Annotated in this window: 29 protein-coding genes; 2 read left to right on the top strand and 27 right to left on the bottom strand. The window is 33.5% G+C overall.

Features of this window, described 5'->3' with window-relative positions:
* Positions 1-20: 20 nt before the first annotated feature.
* From ftsA to G6CMJM_RS02250, 4 genes are all read right to left on the bottom strand, one after another.
* A complete protein-coding gene (gene ftsA, locus G6CMJM_RS02265; protein ID WP_129718859.1) occupies positions 21-1,235 on the bottom strand; it encodes a cell division protein FtsA in 1,215 nt (404 codons plus the stop codon).
* Positions 1,236-1,333: 98 nt separating this feature from the next.
* Positions 1,334-2,533, bottom strand: a complete 1,200-nt coding sequence (locus G6CMJM_RS02260; protein ID WP_129718858.1) for a hypothetical protein — start codon at positions 2,531-2,533, stop codon at positions 1,334-1,336.
* A 4-nt stretch (positions 2,534-2,537) separates the two neighbouring features.
* A complete protein-coding gene (locus G6CMJM_RS02255) occupies positions 2,538-5,042 on the bottom strand; it encodes a hypothetical protein (RefSeq protein WP_129718857.1) in 2,505 nt (834 codons plus the stop codon).
* The gene (locus G6CMJM_RS02250) at positions 5,029-5,490 is read right to left on the bottom strand and encodes a hypothetical protein (protein ID WP_129718856.1); all 462 of its coding nucleotides are present in this window, start codon (positions 5,488-5,490) and stop codon (positions 5,029-5,031) included. The genes G6CMJM_RS02255 and G6CMJM_RS02250 overlap by 14 nt, the downstream gene beginning before the upstream one ends.
* A 220-nt stretch (positions 5,491-5,710) precedes the next feature.
* On the opposite strand from G6CMJM_RS02250, the gene G6CMJM_RS02245 reads away from it, so the two are divergent.
* A complete protein-coding gene (locus tag G6CMJM_RS02245; RefSeq protein WP_129718855.1) occupies positions 5,711-5,965 on the top strand; it encodes a hypothetical protein in 255 nt (84 codons plus the stop codon).
* Positions 5,966-6,076: 111 nt separating this feature from the next.
* Here G6CMJM_RS02245 and rpsI read toward each other — a convergent pair whose 3' ends face one another.
* From rpsI to G6CMJM_RS02165, 16 genes are all read right to left on the bottom strand, one after another.
* On the bottom strand, positions 6,077-6,475 hold the full coding sequence (gene rpsI / locus G6CMJM_RS02240) for a 30S ribosomal protein S9 (RefSeq protein WP_129718854.1): 399 nt from the start codon (positions 6,473-6,475) through the stop codon (positions 6,077-6,079).
* A gap of 1 nt (position 6,476) precedes the next feature.
* Positions 6,477-6,923 (bottom strand): 50S ribosomal protein L13, encoded by a 447-nt coding sequence (gene rplM / locus G6CMJM_RS02235; RefSeq protein WP_129718853.1) that lies wholly within the window; start codon positions 6,921-6,923, stop codon positions 6,477-6,479.
* Positions 6,924-7,307, bottom strand: a complete 384-nt coding sequence (gene rplQ, locus G6CMJM_RS02230; RefSeq protein WP_129718852.1) for a 50S ribosomal protein L17 — start codon at positions 7,305-7,307, stop codon at positions 6,924-6,926.
* A gap of 1 nt (position 7,308) precedes the next feature.
* On the bottom strand, positions 7,309-8,232 hold the full coding sequence (locus G6CMJM_RS02225; RefSeq protein WP_129718851.1) for a DNA-directed RNA polymerase subunit alpha: 924 nt from the start codon (positions 8,230-8,232) through the stop codon (positions 7,309-7,311).
* Positions 8,233-8,255: 23 nt separating this feature from the next.
* Positions 8,256-8,873: a 30S ribosomal protein S4 gene (gene rpsD / locus G6CMJM_RS02220; RefSeq protein ID WP_129718850.1), complete on the bottom strand. Its 618-nt coding sequence runs from the start codon at positions 8,871-8,873 to the stop codon at positions 8,256-8,258.
* A 3-nt stretch (positions 8,874-8,876) separates the two neighbouring features.
* Entirely contained in the window at positions 8,877-9,263 is a 387-nt protein-coding gene (gene rpsK / locus G6CMJM_RS02215; protein WP_129718849.1) for a 30S ribosomal protein S11, read from the bottom strand.
* 21 nt (positions 9,264-9,284) lie between these two features.
* Positions 9,285-9,671: a 30S ribosomal protein S13 gene (rpsM, locus tag G6CMJM_RS02210; protein WP_129718848.1), complete on the bottom strand. Its 387-nt coding sequence runs from the start codon at positions 9,669-9,671 to the stop codon at positions 9,285-9,287.
* A 2-nt stretch (positions 9,672-9,673) separates the two neighbouring features.
* Positions 9,674-9,790, bottom strand: a complete 117-nt coding sequence (rpmJ, locus tag G6CMJM_RS02205) for a 50S ribosomal protein L36 (RefSeq protein ID WP_129718847.1) — start codon at positions 9,788-9,790, stop codon at positions 9,674-9,676.
* 107 nt (positions 9,791-9,897) lie between these two features.
* Positions 9,898-10,134 (bottom strand): translation initiation factor IF-1, encoded by a 237-nt coding sequence (infA, locus tag G6CMJM_RS02200; RefSeq protein ID WP_129718846.1) that lies wholly within the window; start codon positions 10,132-10,134, stop codon positions 9,898-9,900.
* 200 nt (positions 10,135-10,334) lie between these two features.
* On the bottom strand, positions 10,335-11,006 hold the full coding sequence (locus tag G6CMJM_RS02195) for a hypothetical protein (protein ID WP_129718845.1): 672 nt from the start codon (positions 11,004-11,006) through the stop codon (positions 10,335-10,337).
* A gap of 107 nt (positions 11,007-11,113) precedes the next feature.
* Positions 11,114-11,806 (bottom strand): class F sortase, encoded by a 693-nt coding sequence (locus G6CMJM_RS02190; RefSeq protein WP_165302675.1) that lies wholly within the window; start codon positions 11,804-11,806, stop codon positions 11,114-11,116.
* Positions 11,807-11,840: 34 nt separating this feature from the next.
* Positions 11,841-13,250, bottom strand: coding sequence for a preprotein translocase subunit SecY (secY, locus tag G6CMJM_RS02185; protein WP_129718843.1), 1,410 nt, complete (start codon positions 13,248-13,250; stop codon positions 11,841-11,843).
* 20 nt (positions 13,251-13,270) lie between these two features.
* Complete coding sequence (locus G6CMJM_RS02180) at positions 13,271-14,098, bottom strand: undecaprenyl-diphosphate phosphatase (RefSeq protein WP_129718842.1); 828 nt, start codon at positions 14,096-14,098, stop codon at positions 13,271-13,273.
* A gap of 28 nt (positions 14,099-14,126) precedes the next feature.
* Entirely contained in the window at positions 14,127-15,665 is a 1,539-nt protein-coding gene (locus G6CMJM_RS02175; RefSeq protein ID WP_129718841.1) for a polyamine aminopropyltransferase, read from the bottom strand.
* Entirely contained in the window at positions 15,665-16,396 is a 732-nt protein-coding gene (locus G6CMJM_RS02170) for a DUF4178 domain-containing protein (RefSeq protein WP_129718840.1), read from the bottom strand. Before G6CMJM_RS02170 ends, G6CMJM_RS02175 begins: the two co-directional genes overlap by 1 nt.
* Positions 16,393-16,737, bottom strand: coding sequence for an S-adenosylmethionine decarboxylase family protein (locus G6CMJM_RS02165; protein ID WP_129718839.1), 345 nt, complete (start codon positions 16,735-16,737; stop codon positions 16,393-16,395). The genes G6CMJM_RS02170 and G6CMJM_RS02165 overlap by 4 nt, the downstream gene beginning before the upstream one ends.
* Before the next feature lie 696 nt (positions 16,738-17,433).
* Here G6CMJM_RS02165 and G6CMJM_RS03200 point away from each other — a divergent pair.
* Positions 17,434-17,589, top strand: coding sequence for a hypothetical protein (locus tag G6CMJM_RS03200; protein WP_165302673.1), 156 nt, complete (start codon positions 17,434-17,436; stop codon positions 17,587-17,589).
* Between the two features lie 1,042 nt (positions 17,590-18,631).
* On the opposite strand, the gene G6CMJM_RS02160 is transcribed toward G6CMJM_RS03200, so the two are convergent.
* From G6CMJM_RS02160 to G6CMJM_RS02135, 7 genes are all read right to left on the bottom strand, one after another.
* On the bottom strand, positions 18,632-19,804 hold the full coding sequence (locus G6CMJM_RS02160; RefSeq protein ID WP_129718838.1) for a hypothetical protein: 1,173 nt from the start codon (positions 19,802-19,804) through the stop codon (positions 18,632-18,634).
* A 329-nt stretch (positions 19,805-20,133) separates the two neighbouring features.
* The gene (locus G6CMJM_RS02155) at positions 20,134-21,315 is read right to left on the bottom strand and encodes an AlbA family DNA-binding domain-containing protein (protein WP_129718837.1); all 1,182 of its coding nucleotides are present in this window, start codon (positions 21,313-21,315) and stop codon (positions 20,134-20,136) included.
* Positions 21,316-21,378: 63 nt separating this feature from the next.
* Positions 21,379-21,924 carry a hypothetical protein gene (locus G6CMJM_RS02150; RefSeq protein ID WP_129718836.1) on the bottom strand — a complete coding sequence of 182 codons (546 nt, stop codon included), beginning with the start codon at positions 21,922-21,924 and terminating at the stop codon, positions 21,379-21,381.
* Positions 21,893-22,069 carry a hypothetical protein gene (locus G6CMJM_RS03195; RefSeq protein WP_165302671.1) on the bottom strand — a complete coding sequence of 59 codons (177 nt, stop codon included), beginning with the start codon at positions 22,067-22,069 and terminating at the stop codon, positions 21,893-21,895. Before G6CMJM_RS03195 ends, G6CMJM_RS02150 begins: the two co-directional genes overlap by 32 nt.
* A gap of 143 nt (positions 22,070-22,212) precedes the next feature.
* Entirely contained in the window at positions 22,213-23,352 is a 1,140-nt protein-coding gene (locus G6CMJM_RS02145; protein WP_129718835.1) for a hypothetical protein, read from the bottom strand.
* Positions 23,353-23,390: 38 nt separating this feature from the next.
* The gene (locus G6CMJM_RS02140; protein WP_129718834.1) at positions 23,391-23,984 is read right to left on the bottom strand and encodes a CAP domain-containing protein; all 594 of its coding nucleotides are present in this window, start codon (positions 23,982-23,984) and stop codon (positions 23,391-23,393) included.
* Between the two features lie 38 nt (positions 23,985-24,022).
* A complete protein-coding gene (locus G6CMJM_RS02135) occupies positions 24,023-24,253 on the bottom strand; it encodes a DUF3761 domain-containing protein (RefSeq protein ID WP_129718833.1) in 231 nt (76 codons plus the stop codon).
* Between the last annotated feature and the right edge of the window lie 544 nt (positions 24,254-24,797).

Here is a 24,797-nt window from a genome sequence, read left to right as displayed (position 1 = left end):
TTCACTTATTATAACACTTTTTATTTATTTCTTCTAAAGAGCCGTGCAAAAAATCCATTTTGCTCTTTTTCTCTTTGGTGATGACCACCTAAATCGCCATCACTATTAGTATCTTCAAGCATAAGGCCTACCGCCACAGCAAATTCGGGGCTAAACACCTCTTCAGAAACTGAAGACTCAATATTAGATTTTCCTATTTGAGTAGCTAAATCTAAATGTTTCTTAGCAAACTCATCAATTTTTTTCATATTACTTCCACCGCCAACTAGTACAGCACCACTAGGAAGTTTTGCATCTTTACCAGCAACTTTTAGAACTTTCCTTACTTCTTCAAAAATTTCTTCAAGGCGAGCTTCTATAATTTCATCAATTTCGCTAGTGTTAAAACTATAGTGTTCACGACCTCTCTTAACAACAATATCGTGGTGTTCACTGCGCTCAATAGCAAGTGCATGTTTTAATTTAATTTCTTCTGCAATATCAGGTGTTATTTTAAGACAAATAGCTAAGTCATTAGTAATATTTTGCCCACCCATTGGCACTACTCGAAGGAACTGTATATCGCCCTCTTCATATATAGCAACACCAGTAGTAGTTGCTCCCATATCAATCACAACTACACCACTTTCTTTCTGCTTTTCGTTTAAAACAGCTTCACTGGCAGCCATAACACTAGGGATAATAGAAGTAACATTCATCTCCATTTCTTCAGCTAAAATATGTATATTATTTATATGTGGAGCTAAGGAAGATATAATGTTCGCATAAACTTCTAATCTATTTCCATTCATACCCATAGGGTCAGCAATACCATCTTGCCCATCTAAATTGTACGAGTATGGTATAAATTTAAGTATTTCTCGATTATTTGGTATTTTTCCTATTGAAGCTACTTCCTCAACACGATCAAGGTCGTCTAAAGAAACCACCTGTTTAGGAGAGTTAATAGCTATCATTCCATCGGTTTTAGTACTCAATATATGACATCCGTTAATACTAAAACAAGCCTTTTTAATATCCTGCCCGCTCATATTTTCAGCTTCATTCAAAGCTTTATCTAAAGCTTTATTAGGTCCAGCAAGATGAGATATAACTCCTTTCTTCATACCACTATTTTCAACTTGGCTACAACCTACAATTCTTGGTTTTGCTTCATTATCTAAACTAGCTACTACACATCTAATATATGAAGTACCAACATCCACCCCTACCGCATATCGAGAATTTTCATTCATATACTTATTATAACGCTAATGGCAACTTTTAACAAGATGTAACATATCTTAAAATAATGCCAGTAATTATACCGGCATTATTTATATATGTGATTTTTTTAGAGTTTACATTCCCATCCACCGTTCTTCAAATGACTCACCCAGAAAGATTTACAAAACGGTTGACTAGTATCTTCTGATTCTACAGCAAAATCAGGAACAGGGATGTTAGAATCATTAAATTCTAATCTACTTTCAACTCTTCTAAATCTATCATTTGCCCTACCTGTAGAATCTACTTTTGGTTGAACACCATTAAATTTAACTATTCTTTGCCTTTCATCTAATAGCTCAATTTTAAAATCTGTATCTCTATAAATAGGAAGAAGCCTTAAGAAAGCGTTGTCTCCAGTTAATACGTTATGATTAAGATCTATAGTAACCATGCAAGCATATCCACCAGCTAGTAAATTCTTATTACAGCTAACAGGATATAAGTATTCTAATTTCGTAGGATTATCTCTACGATTATTAGGAAGGTTAAATCGTGAGTTAGCTGATATTGATTTTGGATCAGTTGGCATTAGCAACGCTTCATCTAAACCTTCACCATCATCGGAAAACGAACTATCCATTTTTTCTAACATGTTTCTGCCATTCTTATAGCCAAAGAACTGCGTTTTTAACATTGCCGGCCTAGTGGCATTTTTTTGCCAATTACTAAGACTCTCTGTTTGTATTCGTGATGGATGTCCAGTAACCTCCGGCAAGTTAATGCTTTCGTCAGGCTTAGACATATTATTTACATTATGCCAAGATATCCTAACATACCTAAAATCTCTATTTCCTTTTAAAGGTATCATTTTTGATTGCTGAGTACTAGATTTCCCTAAAAAGTCATCCGTATCATATTGCATTTTAACACATGTATAAGCTTGATTTAATTGTGAGTCGCGAGATGATGAAGATGCACTTGTTTGAATTTGCGTTTCACCCTCTTTAGCTCCAATATTACCGCTATTTAACATATTGCATGAGTCAGATTTATTTAAAGCATTTTGCATATCAATACATTCTCGAGTATCCAGCCTTAAACCTCTTCCACACTCTGCACTATACTTAGCAATAAACCTTTTAGCGTCCTCCACCCCAGCCTGTGCGCTATCGTAGGCAGATTGAGATAAATCTTGCTCGGTAGCTCTTTGCTGGTCACGATTCATTAATTTTACAAAGCTTGATGCCATTATGACAATTAAGGTACTTGTCATAATTACCACAAACATTGAAACAGATCCAGAATTATATTTTTTAATACCCATAATTTTAATACCTCACTGGCAATTCTTTAGTATAAGTAGTAACTATATGGTTATCACCAGACCCTTTACTATATGACCACATATAAGCATCTGCTCGTTGGTTATATATTTCAGCAGGTTTTTCCATCATTCCGTTTTCACTTCCATATGTTCTCCAAGAATGAATATTTTTAGCCACTACCCCTGCATTAATTTTTAGCTCATTATTACATGTTTTATTTGATACTTTTGTCTTAAAACTAGCATTATTTTCAGTACATGTAATTAAATCATTTTTAGCTATCAACCACGCATCAATCCTTTTAACCCTTGGATCTATATAGATATTATTAGCAATAATAATTTTTTGCTGAATATTAGTAATATTATTATCTGCAGGATTCTTATTTATAATATCACCATTTATTTTAATATTATCAGCGTAAATTACACTCGTCCATCCGTCAGGTTTGTTATTACCGTCCAAGCCATTCAAAGTATAATTTCCTCTGTATTCTTCTACTTCTACTTTATTTACTGGATCGTTCTTGCTATTCCTACCAAATTTAGCTCTAACACCATTTTCTATATAGTTAGCTGTAGAAATACTATTCCACACCCCCCAGTTACCTAAATGATGAATATTGTTAGTAAATGTCAAATTATTTGTTGTATAAGACGATTCAGATTTAAATCCTTTAATACTTTTAGCCGAAAAAGCATCATATTCTACCCAAGAACCAAGCGTCTTGCCCGACACAACTGTTGTACTTGTCTTTATTCCACCACGTGTATATATACCGTTTCCCCATACTTGCACCTTAGGCTTTTTAACAACTAACATACAAATAGGTGCAGCATGTCGCCATTCTTTACCTATCTTACTATCCTGTTTAGCTTTATCTTCATTTTGCTTTAATGAATAAGGAGATACAGACAAACCTATACAATATCTCTCGCCAACTTTAGCATTATTTGGCACTACTATTTTTTTACTATCAAAATAACTGTCACCAATAGGTATGCTTTTTTCACCCTCGTTAGTAACCTTGCAGTCTCTTATATTTCCAGCAAATACTTCACTATAATACTGGCAAGTATTTTTACCATTATTATCATCTCCTCCCTTCCCTACAGGGATATTCTCATTATCTTCTGAAACTCTCCATTGAGTAATTTTCCATTTAGTATTTGAAGGCGTTGGTGTACTTCCTTTATTCTCTATATTTGGATCTATTGGGATTTCTTTATTTGATTCAGTTGGTATGTCTGAACCTCCACAATAAACTTGAGGTGTTGTTGATAAGGATGCTAAGCATAATTTTAATTCATAATCATAAGGCACATAAGCACATCTAGGGGTAGAATGCACATCTACACTTTCTGGGTTACGCTCCTCATGTTTTTGCAAATCGTATCCTACAACTTCTCCATTTTCTTTTCGTTCTTTATATTCATATATATACCTAAAATGCTCAGCTCGATAGTTAATGCTATCACAAATAGTTTGACCTGCTTGGTTTGGTTTTATAGTCATAGAACTACTATTACTTCGACTATTCCTTAGCGTTTCGTGAATATTTCCTTGCCGAACAACAGTTCCTCTTCCTGTTTTTTCTAGGCCAGAGTTAACGGCTCCTAGTCTAGTATTCCATGACCAGTTCGACCTAGTATCATCTTTATAGCCTACACCATCATAAACAGAGTGGTAGAACATTAAGTTCTTACCTACTGGTGCTAATAGGTTTTGTTCACTCCAATTTCTATCATAAATACTCTTTTTATTGCCATTATCATTAACTGATATTAAAGTTTTAGCATGAGAGCTTTCTGATGCTGGTGGGGGTGGAATAGTTGGCAAGCGTTTAATTTTTAATATATAATCAGAAGAATTACATCTTGCACGGCCGTCTATAAGTTGACCTTCCCATTCATCACCATTATCTATTCCAGATAAATTGAATAGCCCCCTTGTATGGTAACAGGAAAATATAGGTATAGGCATAGCAACAACTTCACCACTTCTTCCTATACCTCTAATATCAAGTTCTAAAGTAAGGTAGTTTCTTCTATACTCAGCTTCGGTAGTAAAATTACCTGGCGCTGGCCGTCTACCAATCTCAACGATTTTTCCTTTACCTACGTCTTTAGCATTGAAATCGATATTTTTTATCCTGTCTGCATACAGGCCAATACCTTTTCTAATATTAGTAGAGTATGATGTTGCAGGGATATATCTACTATTTTTATGGGTATAAGCAATAGTTCTAAGCTGAACAGTCACCTTATTAAAATTATCCGGTATTTCAATTGCGTCGCTATCCCTATCAATAGGCTTGCCAGGAAGGGTAAACCAATGCAGGGTATGTCCGGAAGCTTCAGTTCTACCATCTAGACTACGCAAATCATCTTTTATTCCGCTTATAACTGACGCACTAGCATAATTACTATTAAATAACGTCATAGTAAAACTAACAAAAATAGTACATAATAACCCACTACCTAATATAACTATTTTATTTTTTGTCATTTAACTCACCTGCATCTATATAGTAATCGTCGTTATTAGAAAAATTAGCATTCTGAATTAAATTATCAAGACTATCTATACCTTTATTCTTAATACTAGGGGATTGATTTTTATTTACTAGGTCTTTAAGATTTTCTAAATCTTTTTTATATTTATCTTCATTCTTAAGGTATTCATTCATTCTTAAAGAAATAAGTACGCAGTTAGAATCTTTGCTATAATTCTTCATAGCTATCACTCTATCTTCAAAACCTTTAGCTTCTTTATCTAGCTTATTACCATCTTGGATTAAATTATTATATTCCTCTATTACTTTATTATTGCAAACTGACCCTACATAATTTTTTGGTACTGTTAAATACATAAACCAACCATGGCTTGCCAGTATAACAAGTGACAAAACTAATATTATTTTAAATATGTTTTTTTTATTTAAAATGTTTTTCATAATAACTCCCACTTACTAAAATATACCCTTATTTAATCATAATCATAATTATTTTTCAATATTTCTATTTTTAGTAAAGGTATTATTATACTATATAAATATATTATTACTTAGCTTATATAAATAGAACTACTAGTAATAAAAATATAAATTTACTATTGCAAATTATATATTTTAATGGTATAATTATAATTATCAAATAGTAAAGGAGGAATCTATTATGGTTCCATTAGTACATTATCACCAATTTCACACTAAAGCAGAGAAGATGAATAATCTTAAGGATAAAATCTTCCCATCTGAATCAGACCTCATCAAAGAGTCTGAACATATTTTAAAAGGTAGCAGGTATTACGCCACTTCTCAAAAAGGCTTGGTTAAACTAACTAGTAATGGTAATATCTTCAATATCTTTTATAAAATGATATCAACAGGTGACCTAAAAGTCACTAAAGTAGTTCATGTAGTGCGTTAGCGTGTTCCTTACCCCTCCTAGTTGAGGGGCTTTATAATATTGATAATATTTAATAATTTTTATAATAAAAAATAAAAATAACTCCATCCGGAGTTATTTTTATCGTAGCTTTTAACGTTTTGAGAATTGCTCTCTTTTACGTGCAGAACGAAGACCATACTTCTTGCGTTCTTTTTCACGTGGATCACGTTTTAATAATTCTGCTTTCTTTAGTACAGGACGTAAATCAACATGTGCAACTGTCAAAGCTTTTGAAATTGCAAGCTTAATCGCATCTACTTGTCCAGAAAGACCACCACCATTAACTTTTATAGTAATGTCATATTCATTCTGTTTTTGAACTAGTGCTAATGGGTCAGTAACCTCAGCAAGCATAGTTTTATTTCCTGAAAAATATTCCAATGCAGGCTTATCGTTAATAGTTAGGTTACCTTTTCCTGCAAATAGTCTTGCACGTGCTGTAGCAGACTTACGACGACCAAGACCATAAAAATACTTAGTATCAGCCATATTATTTTACCTCAACTTTCTCAGGTTTTTGTGCTACATGGTTGTGCTCACTACCGTTATAAACACGTAGACGTTTCATGCGTTCTTCTTGTAATTTATTTTTAGGAAGCATACCTTTAACTGCTTTTTCAATAATCATTGAAGCATCTTTAACTCTAACTTCCTTCAAAGATGCCTCTTTTAGTCCACCAGGGAAACCACTGTGACGGTAGTACATCTTATCTTCTTCTTTATTACCAGTTACTTTTACTTTTTCAGCATTAATAACTACTACATAATCACCACCATCTGTGTGTGGTGTGTAAGTAACTTTATTTTTACCTGTTAAGTAAGTAGCAATTTCAGTAGCCAAACGTCCAAGTGTTGGTGCAGTTTCTGCATCAATCAAAACCCATCGTCTTTCTACTTCTACTGGTTTTTGTGAATAAGTTTTTGCATTAACAGCCATTTACTTATCCTCACTTTCATGATTAATTTGGTCAACAAACTCAATAATAGCCATTTCAGCGCCATCGCCACGACGAACTCTAGTTCGTTCTATGCGTAGGTGACCACTATTTCTATTTTTAAGTTGTGGTGCTATTACATCAACAAGTTTATTAGCAACTTCGATATTTCCAAGTTTTGCCATTACTTGTCTACGGTTATGTAAATCACCTTTTTTGGCCTTTGTAATTAATTTTTCAGTATAACGCAATGTCTCTTTGGCTTTCGGCAAAGTAGTTTCAATCTTGCCATGAATGACAAGCGAAGTTGCCAAGCCTTTGAGGAGTGCGCGGCGTTGGTCGCGTTCACGACCAAATTTTCGCCCTTTATATCCATGTCGGTGCATATTATAAATTTAACTCCGCTATTTTATCATTTACTTCATCTAGAGCTTTACTTCCAAAGCCTTTAAGTTCACGCAAATCTTGTTCGGTAAGGTTAACTAAATCGTGAACGGTGCGAATGTTGTTATTAACAAGCGCATTTGTTGTTCGAGCTGTCAAGTTTAAATCTTCAACTGGTGTATAAAGCTCACTAGCTTCATCATCAGCTTCTTCTCCTAATGCAGGAGCTGGAGCAACTTCAGTAGATCCAGCTAAAGCAGTATATTGGTTTACTAATATAGCAGCTGCTTGTTCGAAAGCTTCTCTAGGTGAAATTGAACCATCAGTATCAATTGTAATCTCAAGACTATCAAGATTAGAATTTTGTCCAACACGCGTGTTGTCAACTTTATAACGCACACGTAAAACTGGCGAGAACATAGCATCTATAGCTATCATATCACTATGTAATCTATCTTCACTAGAATCTTCTATAGTTTTATATCCATGGCCAGATTCTACTACTAGGTGCATTATAAACTTAGTTTTTTCACCATCAATAGTAGCAATAACTTGGTCTGGGTTTACCACTTCCATATCTGCATTAGATTGAATATCGCCAGCAGTAATAATACCTGCTCCACTCTTTTCAAGAGTTAATTCTACAGGATTATCTGTATGTGCTTTAAATTTTACATTTTTAAGGTTTAGCATAATATCTACAACGTCTTCACGAACACCTTCAACAGTTGTAAATTCATGGCTTACACCTTCTATTTTGAATGCTACCACAGCAGCACCGTTAATGCTTGAAAGCAAAACACGACGCAAGCTGTTACCAAGCGTATTACCGTATCCAGCTTCTAGCGGCTTAACTACAAAAGTTGCAGAAGTTTCGCTATTATCTTGGATCTCAGCAAGCGCTGGATTATGAATTAATTTTGACATATAAACTTTTAGCTCCTTACCCTTTATCGTGAGTAGTACTCAACAATTAGCTGTTCATTAATTCCGGCTTCTGCTTCTTCACGTTTTGGAAGACCAGTAACTTTAACAGTCATTTTGCTACTGTCTGATTTCAACCAGCTAAGTGCAGGTTGGTTTGTATTAGCAACTACATCCTGTAAGTTAGTAAAGTAACCAGATTTTTGGCTTTTTGGACGTACTACAATTTCATCATCTGCTTTTACGCGAATTGATGGAATGTCTACTCGTCTACCATTAAGCATGAAATGTCCATGGCTTACTAATTGGCGAGCTTGACGACGTGAAGTAGCAAACCCTGCACGATAAATAACATTGTCAAGACGTTGCTCTAGAAGTTGAAGAAGATTTTCACCTGCTAGACCATCTTTACGTGATGCTTCTTTCATTAAACGTGCGAATTGCTTTTCAAGTAATCCGTATAGACGACGTACTTTTTGTTTTTCACGTAATTGTATTGCATAAAGACTTGGCTTACCTTGTCGGCTTCCTGAATGTTGTCCAGGAATACCACTTTTACGCGCCATAATCTTAGTAGCTTTTGGATGAAGAGCATAGCCTTCACGGCGTGATTGTTTAACAATCGGAGACCTATCTCGTGCCATTTATTAAGCCCTCCTTGCTTTCTTTGGACGAACACCACCGTGTGGAACACCCGTCACATCTTTAATACTTTCAACTGAGATGTCTAGGTTTGATAATGAACGGATCGCTGAATCACGACCAAGTCCCACACCTTTTACGAAAACATCTACAGAACCAAGACCATAAAGAGTCTTAGCATTTTCAGCTGCTTTTTCAGTAGCAACTTGTGCTGCGTATGCAGTACCTTTTTTGCTTCCACGGAAGCCACAAGCACCTGCACTTGCTGCTGTTAACACATTACCTTTTTTGTCTGAAAAAGTAATAATAGTATTGTTAAAAGTAGCTTGAATGTGCATTTGACCTGATGGAACAGATCGGCGCTGTTTTTTACGACTAACTTTTTCTGCCATTTTCCTATTCCTTCCTTAATCTTAGGTCTTACTTGCTGCTTTTGGTTGCGTTCCACCAACGGCAATTGCGCGTCCCTTGCGTGTTCGTGCATTTGTACGGGTGCGCTGTCCGTTCACAGGAAGACCTGTCTTATGACGCATACCTTTATAATTGTTAATGTCTTTTAGACGTTTGATATTATTTGCCACGAGGCGTTGCAGATCACCTTCTACAGTGTAATCATTATCAATGATTTCACGTAGCTTCTGTTCTTCAGCCTCGGTGAGATCTTTCACCCGAGTGGTCGGCTCAATATTAGCCGCCGCAAGGATAGTTCTTGAAGTAGTTTCGCCGATACCATATATATAGGTAAGAGCAATCCATACTTGTTTTTCCGCTGGGATTGTTACACCTGCGATTCGAGCCATACTTAACCCTGCCTTTGCTTATTCTTAGGTTTTTTCTTATTGATAACACGTAGGCGACCTTTACGACGCACTAAAATGTCATCAGGACTGATTTTTTTAACACTTGCACGAACTTTCATAAAGTGTAAAAAACTCCTTATTCCTTTAGGTTGATATTATCTGCAAGCTCCTCATAAAAATAATAAGACTACCGTTAGATGATAATAACGGCATTCCATATTTGTTATTACGATACTTGCTTTTCGTCTCTGAGTCGGAAGCTGATTCTTCCCTTCGTGAGATCATAAGGGGTCAACTCTACTTCCACTCTATCACCCTGTACTAAACGGATATAGTTTTTACGCATTTTTCCGCTAATATGGGCGGTGATTGTATGCCCATTTTGGAGTTCAACCTTAAACTGCGTATTTGGTAACGCTTCTACGATTTTCCCTTCCAACTTGATAACTTCTTTCTGAGCCATAAATCTATAAAATTTTACACCATCCGAGTAAAAAAGTCAAGCACTAAAATAGGTTTTATTCTTTCTTAGCTTATGCTTTAAAATAATATATTAGGTCTTTTATGTTATATTTTTCGAATGCAGTAGTCTCTTATATTTTTATGTTTGTAGTTTACCCTACTATGTCCTAAGCCTTGAGTATTTTAGAGCTTTCTAATATGCTATTTTCTATATTTAATCTGTAAAAATGTAAAGTAAGCTATCATAACTATAGGAACAGCTACCGATGGCCAATCCGTCAATAAGGCACCTATAAAATTATTTATAGTATTTAATTTAATATTTCGAAGAATAAAATCAGGAATTTGTAGAAGTACGAAAATAATCAATAATTTCTGTAATGATCTTATTAATTTATTACTCTTGTTTGCTTTAATAATTTCCGGCAACTCGATTAAATAATAAAATACAATTATCATTTGCAAAAAGCTAAAAAAGAAATGCACCCATCCACCAATAGCTAATTCACCCTTATGAAAATCCATAAATCCTGTAATATTATCGTTAGGCCATAAAATAAAGTGGGAGTATAAATTTATGCAGGCAGACAATACAGAAACTAATATAATTTTGCCGATAGTCTTATATTTTTTAGCTATAATATTCTTTTTATTTTCATAAAACAATTCTACAAATTTAATATTGAATATAGGTAAAAGAACTAAGTCTCCAAACATAATGCTAATATAAAAAATCATTGGAAGATCATACTTATCTCCGATAAACGAATCCGTCAAAATAGCAGATATAAACATAGGTATAAAACCAAATAAAAGTGTAATAAGTATTATAATAGTTTTTTTAAATTTAGAAAGCTCCATAGTTTTATCCATTCAAGCTGATATTATCTACTTTTAATTATAATATATCTTCGTATAAAAATAAAACTTCTCCAACTACCTGAAGAAGTTTTATCTACTTTTTTAAAATAATCTATACCTTATTTTATTACAGCCCTTAACATTGTTCTCTCATTAAAAGTTTGCGATCTTTCATCCCATTGACCGACACAAGTAATAATATTAAGTCCCTCTTTACCAGCTTCTATAGAATTTGTCATGGTAGCCATCCCCCATTTATTAGATGGATCATTAATATCCTTAACATTCATATCGCGGTTGTCTTTTACTACGTATGTTAACTTTTTACCATCGCCACGTTCAATGATAATTTCATCGCCGTTTTTTAATTCCCTAAGTTTTTCAAATATGCCACCGAAATTAGGGCCTCCGTTATGTCCATCCATAAGCATTGCGCCACCCTTACCAGGTAATGCACTACCGTTATACCAACCAGCATCATGTATAGATACAGGAGCATCTAACTGGCCAGTTTTTTTAATAATCCCTAGCTGAACTATTCTAGCATTCTCTATTCCTAATTTAGGAATAGAGATATACCTTGGATGGCTAGCTGGTACTGTCCACTCTTGCTTAGCTTGAACCGTAACGGGTCGTTCATCAACCTTTATTTCTACACCATTAGGGTCAACCCTAGTAATTACTTCTGGCTTGACATCAATAAAATGAGTATATACGTAATAGGCACTAAATCCTGCAAAGCTTAGCCAAGCAATCACTAATATTATAGTAAATACTTTTCTTTTACGGCTATTCCTGTTTTTAACAATCACGGTAATATACCACCTTCCACCCTTTTATAAAATTCTATTTATAATCGTCGTAAGTTACCATTAAGGCTCTAGAATTTAACTGCCTAATACTTTCAAGTGCAACGGTAACAACAATTAGTAATCCTGTTCCGCCTATTGATAAGTTACCGTTTTGTATTTGTACTAAATGATATAACAAATAATCTGCAACAAAAGGTAAAATAGCAATTAATCCTAAAGCTATAGCCCCAAACAAGTTTAATCTATTAACTGTAGTACTTAAGTATTTAGCTGTTGAAATTCCAGGGCGTACACCTTCTATAAATCCACCTTGTTTTTGTAGATTATCAGCTATTTCATTAGAATTAAATACTATTGAGGTGTAGAAGTAAGTAAACATTACAATTAAGATAAAGTAACAAATTGGGTAAATGAAAGCCTCCCATGTACTACCTGTAAAAGAACCTGCGTTAGGTGCTTGGAACCATGTTATTAGTTTATTTGCAAGATCAACATTCGTATTAGATGATTTCATAACTTGACCAACAAAAGCTGGTAAGCTCAAGAAAGAAACAGCAAAAATAACAGGTATAACTCCAGCAACAATTAATTTTACTGGCAAAATACTCTTAATGCCACCGTAAGATGAATTACCATGAACACGCTTTGCATAATTTATAGTAATAACTCTTTGTGCTTCATTAATTTTAACTAAAATATATAGAAGGATAATTCCTGCAAATCCTAGAGCAAAAGCAACACCGGTTACAACTGGGTTAACTGGTAATGTAAACCAGTTAAAAATTTGAAGTGGACCATAAGTTTTTGTATCACCAATAGAACTGCCGAAAGTAGCAAGCATTCTTGGAAGCTGTGAAATAATACCTGCAAAAATTATCAAAGAAATTCCATTACCAATACCTTTTTCAGTAATAATTTCACCTATCCACATTAATAGCACTGATCCTGCTGTCATAGCAGTAACAGCCACTACCCAGTCCATCATATTCATACCATTAAATACTGTTGTATTTTGTGCAAGTACTGTTGTTCGCAGAATAAAAATATAAGCAATAGACTGGACAATAGCTAAAGGGATAGTAAGCATACGTGTCCATTGATTTATTTTTCTTCTACCAGATTCACCATCATTATTAAGTTCCTCAAGTGATGGAACAGCTTTAGAAAGCATCTGAGTAATAATTGAAGCAGTAATAAATGGTGAAAGCCCAACAATCATAATAGAAAAGCTAGTCAAAGCACCACCAGTTAACAAGTTTATAAAACCACCTAAATCAGTAGAATTAATAGCGTTAGCAACTACCTCTTTTAATTTAGTGGGTTCGGCTAAAGGTACAGGTATATGTGATAAAAATCTAAATACGATAATTAAACCTATAACTCCAAATAAACGTTTTTGCATGTCCTTATTTTTAAAGGACTTAAACACAGTCTTCCAATTCATAAACTATATTCTACCATATATTACCTTAAAATAAAACATAGAATAATTAGCATGCCAAGTAAAATTCTATACCAACCAAATATTTCAAAGCTATGTTTTTTAAGATAAGCTATTATTCTTCTAACTACAGCCATTGATACCACAAAAGCTATAACAGTAGCTAAAGCCATATAGAATAGCTCTACCTCACTAAAATGTAACCCATATTTTAATATTTTAAGTGCACTTGCACCAAACATAACAGGTATGGCTATAAGAAATGAGAATTCTGTTGCAACAGACCTAGAGAAGCCAGACAAAACACCTCCTAGTATAGTAGATCCACTCCTAGAGGTTCCAGGTATTAATGATAATACTTGAAACCCTCCAATTTTTAAAGCATCAGTATAGCTTATTTCATTTATTTTTTGAACTTTTGCTTTTTTATTCTTATTAAATATGAACTTTTCTAAAAGAATAAAGATAGCTCCGTATAATATTAATGTGGTTGATATTACTATAAAATTTTCAAGTTTACTATCTATAGTCTTATTAAGAATTGCACCAAGTATTCCTGCTGGAATAGAAGCTACTAGTATTTTACCCCATAATTCCCAAGTTTCTTTCCTTTCCTTATAGCTCTTCTTTTCCGATATAGGATTTAATAAATTAAAGTAAGTTACTATAATAGCTAAAATAGCACCTAGCTGAATAACTACCAAAAAAACTTCTTTAAATTCATTTGTAAAATTAAGTCCTACAATCTTATCAAAAAGCATTATATGGCTACTACTAGATATTGGAAGCCATTCAGTAATACCTTCTATAATTGCAACTATCGCAACTTTAAATACAGTTATAATATCCATAAGCTCTATTATATCATGTACTTATACTCTATTTATAATATCGCCATTGCTTCATATCGTTATTGTATATCTCTATAATCCTTGGTTGAAGCAATGTAGAAATTTCACCCTTATTAATCTTTATAGGGTTTTTCTTAATTATATAATCTAAATTATCTTTATTTTGATATTTAAGGTTTGTAGGCAAGGGCTGAGATAAAACTTTACTTTTATCTTTTATGCTCATAACAAAACCCCATTCGCCAAAGGATGGTATGTTTATAGAAAAAGGTAATACTTCCCTATCCCTCTGTCCCTCCTTAACAGTTGAGAAAACTGTAGCAAAAGCGTTAGGCGAAAAATAGGATGAAGTCGCTTGTGTTATCATTACCCCCCTATCTGTTAAAAGATCATTTACTCTTTGATAGAATTGTTTTGAATATAGTTTAGCAAGTCGTTCATTAGAAGGGTCTACAAGGTCAACCAGCACTGCATCGTATTTATTATCAGTTTCAAACGCAAACCTAAAAGCATCCTGATTATGAATTTTTACTTTTTTATTAAAAAATGAGCCTTCATTTTGGCTTCTTAGAAAGTTATTTTCCTTAGCTAGTTTTGTCATTTCAGAATCTATATCAACTAAATCAATATGCTCAACACTTGGATATTTCAATATTTCCCTTGCAAGTAACCCATCTCCACCACCAAATATAGCCACTCGTTTAGGATTTTCTACTGATGACATAGCACTAACGGCTAAAGTTTCGTGGTATCTAGCTTCATCTAATGAAGAAAATTGTAAGTTATTATTTAAAAATAACCTCGTGTCATTATAGTATTTTGTAAGTACTATTTTTTGATATTCAGTTTGTTTATAAAATACAATAGGGTCTTTATAAATTCCAGAATCTATCTTTTTCTCTAGCCAGTTAGAAGCTACAAATAAGCTAGCCACAATAAAGAAAGCACCTAAACATAAAGAAAAAACCTTTTTAGATGTTTTTATTTCTTTTAGTATTAATAGTGAAACTAATATATTTAAGCTAGCTACAAAATAAGCACTTCTCATAAGCCCAAGCTGAGGTAATAGTAGTAACGGAAAAACTAAGGAGGCAACTAAAGCGCCAAAATAATCAATAGCAAACACTTTACTTAGCAGCTCTACTGAAGATTTGCGGCCAAACTTTTCAAAAGTTTTCATCATTAAAGGTATTTCAAAACCTATCATCACGCCAATTAATAGGCTAATTATAGAAAAAATAATCCAAGATATCTTAGTAAACCCAAAAGCAATATATAGAATTAAAACCGAGTTACCACCAACTAAACTTAAAAAAATCTCATTAAGAGCAAAACTTGTCGCTGGATGGCCTTTTACTTTTTTAACTAATAATGACCCTACCCCCATACCAAAAAGCGTTACGCCAGTTGCAATACTAAAGCTTAAAGTAGAATCACCAATTAGATATGAAGCGGCAGAGCCTAAAATAAGCTCGTAGATAATTCCACCTATAGCCACTAAAAGAGCAGCAGCAAATAGAGTTACATTCTCTCTTTCCTTATCTTTTCTGCTTCTAAATATAGCCATTATTTACCAACTCCTCCTCCACCCCCACCATGGATTCCTCTAGTAGTATATACGCCCCCTCCACTACTATTACTATCACTACTAGAAGAGCTAGGAAAAAAGATATTTAAAAAGATTGTAATAATTGCATAAAATATTAATATTCCAACGATATAATAAATAACTAACCAATTTGGATCATATATAACTTTACCGAATAATTTTTTCTGTTCCTTTCGTGTAATTTCTCTTTTCTTATAAGCATCATATTCACGATTATTATATTTTTCAATAGTTATTAACTTACCGTCTTGCTTCAGAGTAGCATAAGCCATTTTTTCATCTTTAAAAACTTGAAAAGTATTTTTACCTTGAATTTCAACAATGGTACCTTCGCCAACTTCTTCCACATAAACCGTTTTTTGTTCTTCACTACCCTTTTCGGTTAAGGTAATAGTATCGCCCTTTCTAAAATTTACTGGATCAATCGGTCCCATAAAATAAATAGGCTCATATATTGAAACTTTTCTCGTATAGTGGTCTATCTCCAACCAACTATCATAATTATTAAACCCTACAAGTTCCCATTCTTCCCATCTATAAATAGTATTGGTATAGGCCGAATCATCCTCATCCTTCCTCTCTAAACGCTTTTCTTCAAAAACTAAACAGCCCTCAACCCTAAAACGAGTTTTTTCACCGTTTAAAATATCCCCTATTTTTATTTTACCTATCGTTTTTTTAAATATCATACGCTAACTATTTTTTCTATAACATTATCAGTATTAAAACTATTCTTTATTTTTTCTAGTATCTCTTTACGTTGTAATTCATTTAGTTTATGGCATGTAGTTAATGTAATGTAAGCACTTTTTAATTCTGGGTAAGTATGTATAGCAATATGTGATTCTGCTAAAATAAATGTCATACTTAAACCCTGAGGTGAAAATTCATGCTTCTGTTTTTTAACTATATGAAGCCCTGTTTTAGCTACTATTTCCTCTAATATTTTTTCTGTACAAAAGCCGTCCTCAATTAAATAAGATTCTATATTATATAAACCATAACTAATAGTTGAAAAAACAGGCTTCATAAATATACTTAAATTTTACTACATCCACCCCACAAACTCAAAAAGTTTTTTGCTTAAGTAAAAATAAAAAAAGCGTCTTTGAACAAAACGCTAAGTAAGACGAGAAAGGGCTTAAACCTCCATGCCGATTGGCACATACTAATATTCCAGATATGTATAGAGTTTATAAATAAATACATAAATATATAAATGACATTATATATTATAATAACAGTTTACTTTATACGTATATTTTGCTATAATATAAATAGGTAAGAAGTAAGGCACTTTAAAATCAAGGAGAAAAAATGAAAATAGCTAAAATTGAATTATTGAATATCATTATAGAAATTAAAACAAAAAAGAAGGTTCCAAAAAGAAACCTTCAAAAATGAAAATAGTTAAAATAGAATTATCTTAACTATCAATATATTACTAAAATAATTAACTAATATCAAGCCCCTACTTCTTACTTTCCTTGATGTAAAGTTGTATACTATTAACAGTGGCGAAGGCGTAACTTAATAAATCGGCAAGAAAGGGGGTAAGGATGGTAAAATGTTTTTTACTTTTAAGAACATAAAAATAAAAGTCATTGAAATCAATTTACTTAAAATTGAAACCAATGACAAAAAATAAACCTACCTAAATCCTAACAAAAAAGACAAATGTTGTCAAGCCTCCGCCACAAATACCTTGCCGAAGGAAGGAAAAAGAATGGCACAAAAAAAGGGTGATTTTACTAAAACAGCTAAAGCTATACGAATTGATGCTGAATCACACGAAAAACTAAGGAAGAGGGCTGAAAAGAATGGCACAACTATCGCCCAAGAATTAGCTAAGCTATTAAAACGCACATTAAGAAATGAATAAAAAATAATTGTCCCAAAACAAAATACCCCTCACGAGGGGGTGTTTTTTCTACGTCAGAATGTTTATTATTTATAGTATAAAACAACACACTACCTAATGTCTATTTATTGACTTCAAGTTAATAAATACGTATAATGTAATTGTTTAAATAGCCGTTTGTCTTGGGATGTATAAGCCTGAAGGCGACGGCTATATTAGCAAAAAAGAGCTAGTTCATGCTTCCCCGCGTTTACGACATAGAGGCGTGGACAATATAGCTCTTTTTTATTTTATATTCTTGCTATAAACTACTTTATTTCTGTCGGCAATAATAAATTTTTTGATTTTAAGCACAATTAGTACATTAGCTCTACTAAAAAAATACCACCTAACGGTGGTGCCCCTACTTTCTGACGGTGGATTATTGATATTATCGCACCACTGGTGGGGGGTCGTTAGATGATATTTATATATTAAATATATTATATTTTTAATTTTAAATCAATATTTAAGGCTCAATGTTTATATTTTCCAGTAAATCAATAAGCTTACCTTTTTTGCAGATTATAGATTGATTTAACTATATTATACGTGTTATTATTATAATATAAAACATTAGAGTGCACCGGACCGAGTAAGGAGAATAATATCTTAACAGAAAGGTCTGGAGTCCCACTCTAGTGTTTTTTTATTTTTCTAATATAGCAATAAATTCCCCATATCTATATAAAAATTTTATCTACTTTATTATTTGAATTTTTGCTATTGTATTGTTTTAATTGACAGATTGACAATCGTAGACTTGTTATGATATAATGATAGTGGATAAGATTATAATCATTCAAGAAAAATCCTTGTCTTTCCGTGCTGCCGTAAAGGTGTAAGATTCATAAGAATTGACGGAATTGCAAGGATTTTTCTTTATATCTATATATTTTTTATAGATTATAGATTGATTTAGCTATATTATATATGTTATTATTATAATATAAAATAACACCTCCCCCCACCAGTAGTGCGATAATATCAATAATCCACCGTCAGAAAGTAGGGGATTGGGGTGTTATTTTTTATTAATAGAATTGTTGCCAATTAATTGTATAATCTTACCTTGTTTATATATAACAAGGTTTTTTAGTTTATAGCTTGGGTTCCTGCTATTATAATCAGATAATTGCCTTAAAGCTTTTTCATTATAATATTTACCCTGTAAATTAATAATAAAATTTTCCTTATTCTGCTTAATAGCATTTCTTATATGTGTAGACATAGTTGAATACTTTAAACTTTTTTCTGGCGTCTTCATCTCCCACTCTAGCCCATTAATAATAAAATCATTCGTTGGTTTAAAAGTTTCATAATCTTTAGAAATTATTTTATCAATCTTATAGCCATTACGCTCAAAGTCATAAATAAAAGCTTTTTCTTCAGTAGTTAAATCATTTACAACTTTTTCAGGGGTAGATTCTAAAATACTTTTCGGCTTTTCGTTAGTTTCTACATTCGTAACCTTAAACCGTTCAATACATGTACAATTAGGGTGCAGTAAAGATGTATCAATATTTTTATAATTATTAGTAAACAAATCAAGCCCACTTGCTCCAGAAACTTTCGGCACAGTTTCCATCACGCTATTTGCTGCACCTTTTACTGCTGATACTGGCGAAGTAACCGTTTGTTGCACGGTATTGTTATAGTTTTTCGTGAAGTCATTCACTGATGCTGCTTTGTTGTTAATATCTTGGCTAGTTTGTGCAATATTTTGTTTCACCTGTTGGTCATCTGATCCATATTTTCGGAGCATTTCAGCATTGACACGGTTTTGGATGTTCTGGTTAATAGTATTCTCTCGCATTTGCGCCGTTTTGCCACCACTAAAAATATCATTTAAGAAGTTCGCTGCATGGTCTGAACCTTGGTTATAGCGGTCTGTTTCTTCTTGCCGATATTTGTTCGCTAGTTGCTGGCGTTCTTGGTCTCGATTCATTTGTGGTTGTGGTTGCACAGGCTGCACCGGTTTTACTGGGTTTAAATCTACCGAACTCTTCGCAAATTCTTTTGGTTGCTGTGGTTGAGTGAGGTTGTTTAAATTATTTATAAAATTATCTCCCAGTTTTGGGGCGTTATTAAAACTCACCGCAGATTGTTGCTGTGGCTGTTGTTGTTCATCTTCTCGCTTTTTCTTTTGGCCAAAAAGTCCGCCAAAAAAGTCGCCAATACCCTTGAAAATATCCATCTCTTCTCCTTTGAGACAAAAAGAAAAGGAGACCTTGCAATTAAGCAAAATCTCCTATCCTTTAGGTCGATTATTTTATATTCAATTCTTCAAAATGTACTGTCTTAATTATACTATTTTTAATCGCTTTTAGTAAAGATATATTAAAGACTAATCTTGAGAAATTAGCTAGCCAACAACAGATAAGATTTATAGAAGTGGGGATGATCGATAATAGTTAAGTATATATATTTCAAAATATCTTTTAACCAACAGAAAAAGCCCACCACTTTCGCGATGAGCCGTATATTCTATCTTGATTATATCATATACTAAAAATTTTGAAAAGTTTAGCCTTCTTCAGTAAATCCAAATTTATCTTTAAATAGCTCGTCTCTATTGCTGAATCCTATTTTAGTAAATTTATTAAAAGAATCTAAGTCTACAATTTTATCCGTAAGTCTGCCATCTAAAAAAACATTCTTCAGATGTTTAAATTTATGCATCCCTATTTCACTATTATTATAATATCTAAAATCTTTCACATCAAAAATATAACCAAATCGACGTTTTACTGCAGACATACCCTCGCAAGCATAAACAACATCAATGATTATATACTTAATAGTGCCATAAGCATTATCGTCCAAAACTATTTCATTATCTAGGGCAATATCATAAATATCCTCTTCAAGCCTTGGTCTAATCTTAATATTACAATCTGCAGCATATCTATTTTTATCTGAAGGATAAATTGGCATTTTCTTACTTCGTTCACCATCCATTAAAATACTTACATCAAAAATATTTTTTCCATGGAAACATTCACCTATAGTGTTAAAAAACTTATCATACATTTTTAATTTAGCACTAAAATAATATTTATCTATAAACTTATACTTATCCGGATAAACTAAGGCCTGAACATCTATCACCTTACAATCATAAGCTTTTATAAATTTAATTACAGGGACTATTTCAAATCTTGGAGCTCTTCCCGATGATAGATACATTGCCCGCACAAGCTGTTCGGAAAGCTTGCGGCTATCACTACTTTCTCTAACAAAATATTCCCCAACAATATCCTTACTTTTACCTTCAACATCATTATAGTTATTAATAGTTCTATGAGGCAAGAACTCACTTTTAGGAATCATAATAATAACAGGTTTATTACTTCCGTCTTCAACACCTAATGACTTAAAATTCAAACCTTTAAGAGATGGCTCGAGATATTTACTTATCTTTTGTTTCTCTAAAAAATTTTCAAGGTTCGATTCTTTACATGCTGGTATAACTTTTCCATCTTCAACCTTAACACCAACAACTAGAATACCTCCTTCAGAATTAGCAAAGGCACACATTTCTTTAGCTATTTTTGCCCTAAAGGTTGCTTTTTTACTTTTATCATTTAATTGATCAACTTCTTTAAATTCAATAATCCCGGATTCGCCATCATCGGTGTCAGATAGATATTTATTTATATCATCAGTATTTACTATATTATGATATATTTTTCGTATTTCATCCATAATTCCATTATATTATTTTGTCTATTGGTCTAATATATAAATTTAAAAGATTAATTCTATAAATTACTTTATATTTTTCAATTCTTTAATATATTCTCCCTTATTGAAGGAAATTAAATATATAGCTACCATATTTGATTTTACTGAAATGTTTAGAATTCCTTCAATTTTAAAAAGATTAGAGGTGAAAGCCTTGATATCTGCAGTTAATAAATAACATTGATTATCTTCTCTGTTCTTTGAATATTTCATTAATGCAGAAGCTAGTAGAAAGTCTGCGAATTGGCAATTTTTATCTGAGACTAGCTTGGACATAATCATTGAAAATTCAATATCAAAAAAATGTCTAGATTGTATAGGTGCTGATGCTAGAAGGTTTATTAATTCGCGTTTTTTAACTATCTGTAAACTGTCTTTACAGTTTTTTGTATATTCAAAAGAAACTATATCAATAGTGGTAAAGGAGACTCCATTTTTCTCTTTATTGTTTATTAGCCAGTTTTTAAATGTATCATTTTCTGAAGCATAAACAAAAATATTAGTGTCCAGAAAGACAAATTTATTATTTATTTTTATATTATTTGTCAAGAATAATAGGTTCTTTTTCATCTATCTTTTTAGCCTCAGAAAAAAGAAAGTTAATCTTTTCAATTTCAGACATAGATTTAGTTTCTTTTTCTATTTCCTTTAGTTTTTCTTCAATTTTTTGTTTTAATTCTTTTTCAGCCTTTTCTATTCTTTCATTGTTGCTCATAAAAGTATTCCCCCTATTTAGCTCTTGTCTATTTAAATAGTACCATATTTTTTCGTTTTTAAAAATATATTTTAAGGAAAAAATGATATGTCAATTAATTCTAGAGTCAAGCCAAAAAGAAAGCCCTTTCGAGCTTCCCTTTTTTACGCCTGCAAATCCTTTTTCTTCTTATTCGGATCAAGCAACGCAGCAAGTCGTGGGTCAAGCTGGTCTTGGAGCCCTGCCTGATCCGTATTTCCGCTATCCACCTTAACACCTTGCACATTTTCGCTATAATCACTAAGCTTTGGTGCTTTAAATTCCACTTTTTCAAGCGCTTTTGGTGTTTCCTTGCTCAAATCTAAAATCTTATTTTGGCTGTTGCCGATCTGGTTAGATAGATCCCTAGTTTGGTCAATTGCACTCTGTAATCCTTGACCATTCGCAGTCTTTTGTTTCTGCCTTGCATCCATAATACGGTTATTTAAGTCAATTCGGCTACTTTCAATTTGCGAATCAACATTGTTTAGCGCATCTTGGCGGTTAGCTTCCCAATCTTTCTTATTCTTGTTATATGCATTAGTTGCACTAGCAAACTCCAAGTCTTGGCTTCGGCGATCTCGGGCAAAAGCATCTTGTGCACTTCCGGCGTTTCGGCTTGCTTCCAAGCCAACCGCCCAAGGAGCAACAATTTGTGCTGCACTTGAATCTCCAGCCCCACCTGCTGCAAACATTTGACGTAAAGAGTTTGTTTGGTTGTTTGCGTCTTCCATGATTTGTGAACGCACCGCACGGTTTTGGGCTTCTGAGTCTCGTTTGTTCATCTCATAGGCTCCCTTGCTTTGGGTGTAGCTGTTTTCAAGGTCGTTTAGCTGGTTAGCGTAGTTATTCTCAACATTACCACGCCAAATGTCTCGTTGGCGGTCCAATCTACCCAAGCCTTCAGATGCCACTCGTTCTTGTTCACGGTATTTCGCAATTTCATCTGCTCTTGCCCGTGCTTCTGTTGCTGCCCGAGGGTCGTAGTATCCACCACTACTACGAGGGTCTGTGTATCGCCTGTTCACATCAGCGTTATTCTTACTCCACCAATTATGCAACTCTTGCATTGCTCCACCCAAGTTCCTTTGGGTCTGATCAGCATATGCTGGGTTTTGTGCCATTCTCCTGAAATCTCCCTTACCATCATTACCAACATATGGTAAGAAATTTTCATAGCCGTTCGCTGCCAAAAAACCACGAAAGTCTTTACTGCCGTTATATTTGTTCGCATTCAAACCATTATAGTCTGCAATATAGCCCATATCTTCTCCTTATTTCTATTTGGGAGATGATCTAAGGTCTATAAAGGTTCACAAAAATGAAGAGCTGTAACAAACCTGCTTTCAGTTCTCCAACCCAATGCTAATCCTGCATATTTAAATCTAGGGTTCAAAATAGCTTCACGGTGTCCATCAGTACTTTCCATCCATTCTTTAACATGGTCTTCAGCTGGATGGTCTTCAGGTCTTGTAGTCCAATAATCATCTTGGTTAATATTCTCACCATACTCCTTACAATGATTGTCCACATAAGTTTGGTCAATTAACCCACGTCCGGTTTTTGGGTTCCTGTGAGCATAGTAATTATTCTTGATCATATCTTCAACCTTAAGCCTTGTAACGTTGTCAATTTCAGGTACACGCACTAAAGGAGCAATCCCTCTTTGGGTTCGCTCTTTGTTCACAAGTTCAAATATCTTGTCAGCAGTTGGTCTCTCAGGAATTGTAGTCACTTCTGGCTCATGATATTCAACTGGCTTATTCAACAGTTTGTCATGTCCTGTTATTTTAGCTACTTTATCCGGAAAAGCAAGAGTATATCCTAAAGCTCCAACTAGCCCTAACACGACCAGCCCGAGAATACCATACACAACTATCTTTCGCATATCTTTCATATCTTGATATTATTCCACTCCACCCCAAAAATCAAGTCTTACAGCCATTGCTCAACTCCACCATGGTGAGAACACGTTCCACGACTAACCGAATAGCTCCTTGTTCCATCACGGCAAATTACTCCGCCAGTTTCTTCATCATCTTCATCTTCTATAGAATCTTGCGACTCATGCACTGAAGGTTTAATCCTATATGAAACAATCTCAGTTATAGGCTCTCTCTTAACGGTTCTTTTCTGTTCATACCCCAGTTTTGATGCATCACACACCTCTTCTTCGCCATCTCGCCCTTCCTAAACAGTTAATTTTTCAACTATTATTGATGAAGACACACTCTTAAAACCTTCTTCAACAGTACCGTGCTTAATCGTTACAGTTTTACAGTTCTTATAGTACACAGGCACAACATAATCGTATATCTCTTGCTAGTGTGGTACAGTACTACGGCCAACACTCCAAGGCTTGAATATTTTGCAATCTTCTGTGTTTTTCCGTCTTCATCATAAGCTTTACTTCAGGTTTCTAATATTTCTTATCAGCGTCGAGATAATTCATTATTTATTCTCAAGCCTCTTTAAGATTTCCAAGTTAGATTGGATCAGTCCCGCTAAGCTGCCGGCTAAACCTACACGCGAGTTTTTAAGTCGATTTTCTGCTTCAAAAATATTATCAAATTGAGGTTTTTAAATCTTTATTTTTCTTTTTAAGCTCTTTTTCGAACTCGGTTTTATTAATTTTATTCATAAAAATCTTTCTTTATTAGCTCAGCTAGGCCGATAGTGAAGGTGGGCAACCTACCAGCCCGACTGAGCT

The sequence above is a fragment of the Candidatus Nanogingivalis gingivitcus genome, from assembly GCF_004151455.1.
Taxonomy (GTDB): Bacteria; Patescibacteriota; Saccharimonadia; order Saccharimonadales; family Saccharimonadaceae; genus Nanogingivalis; species Nanogingivalis gingivitcus.
The sequence above is the reverse complement of the archived record's forward strand: the minus strand, read 5'-3'. Positions and strand labels throughout refer to the sequence as shown.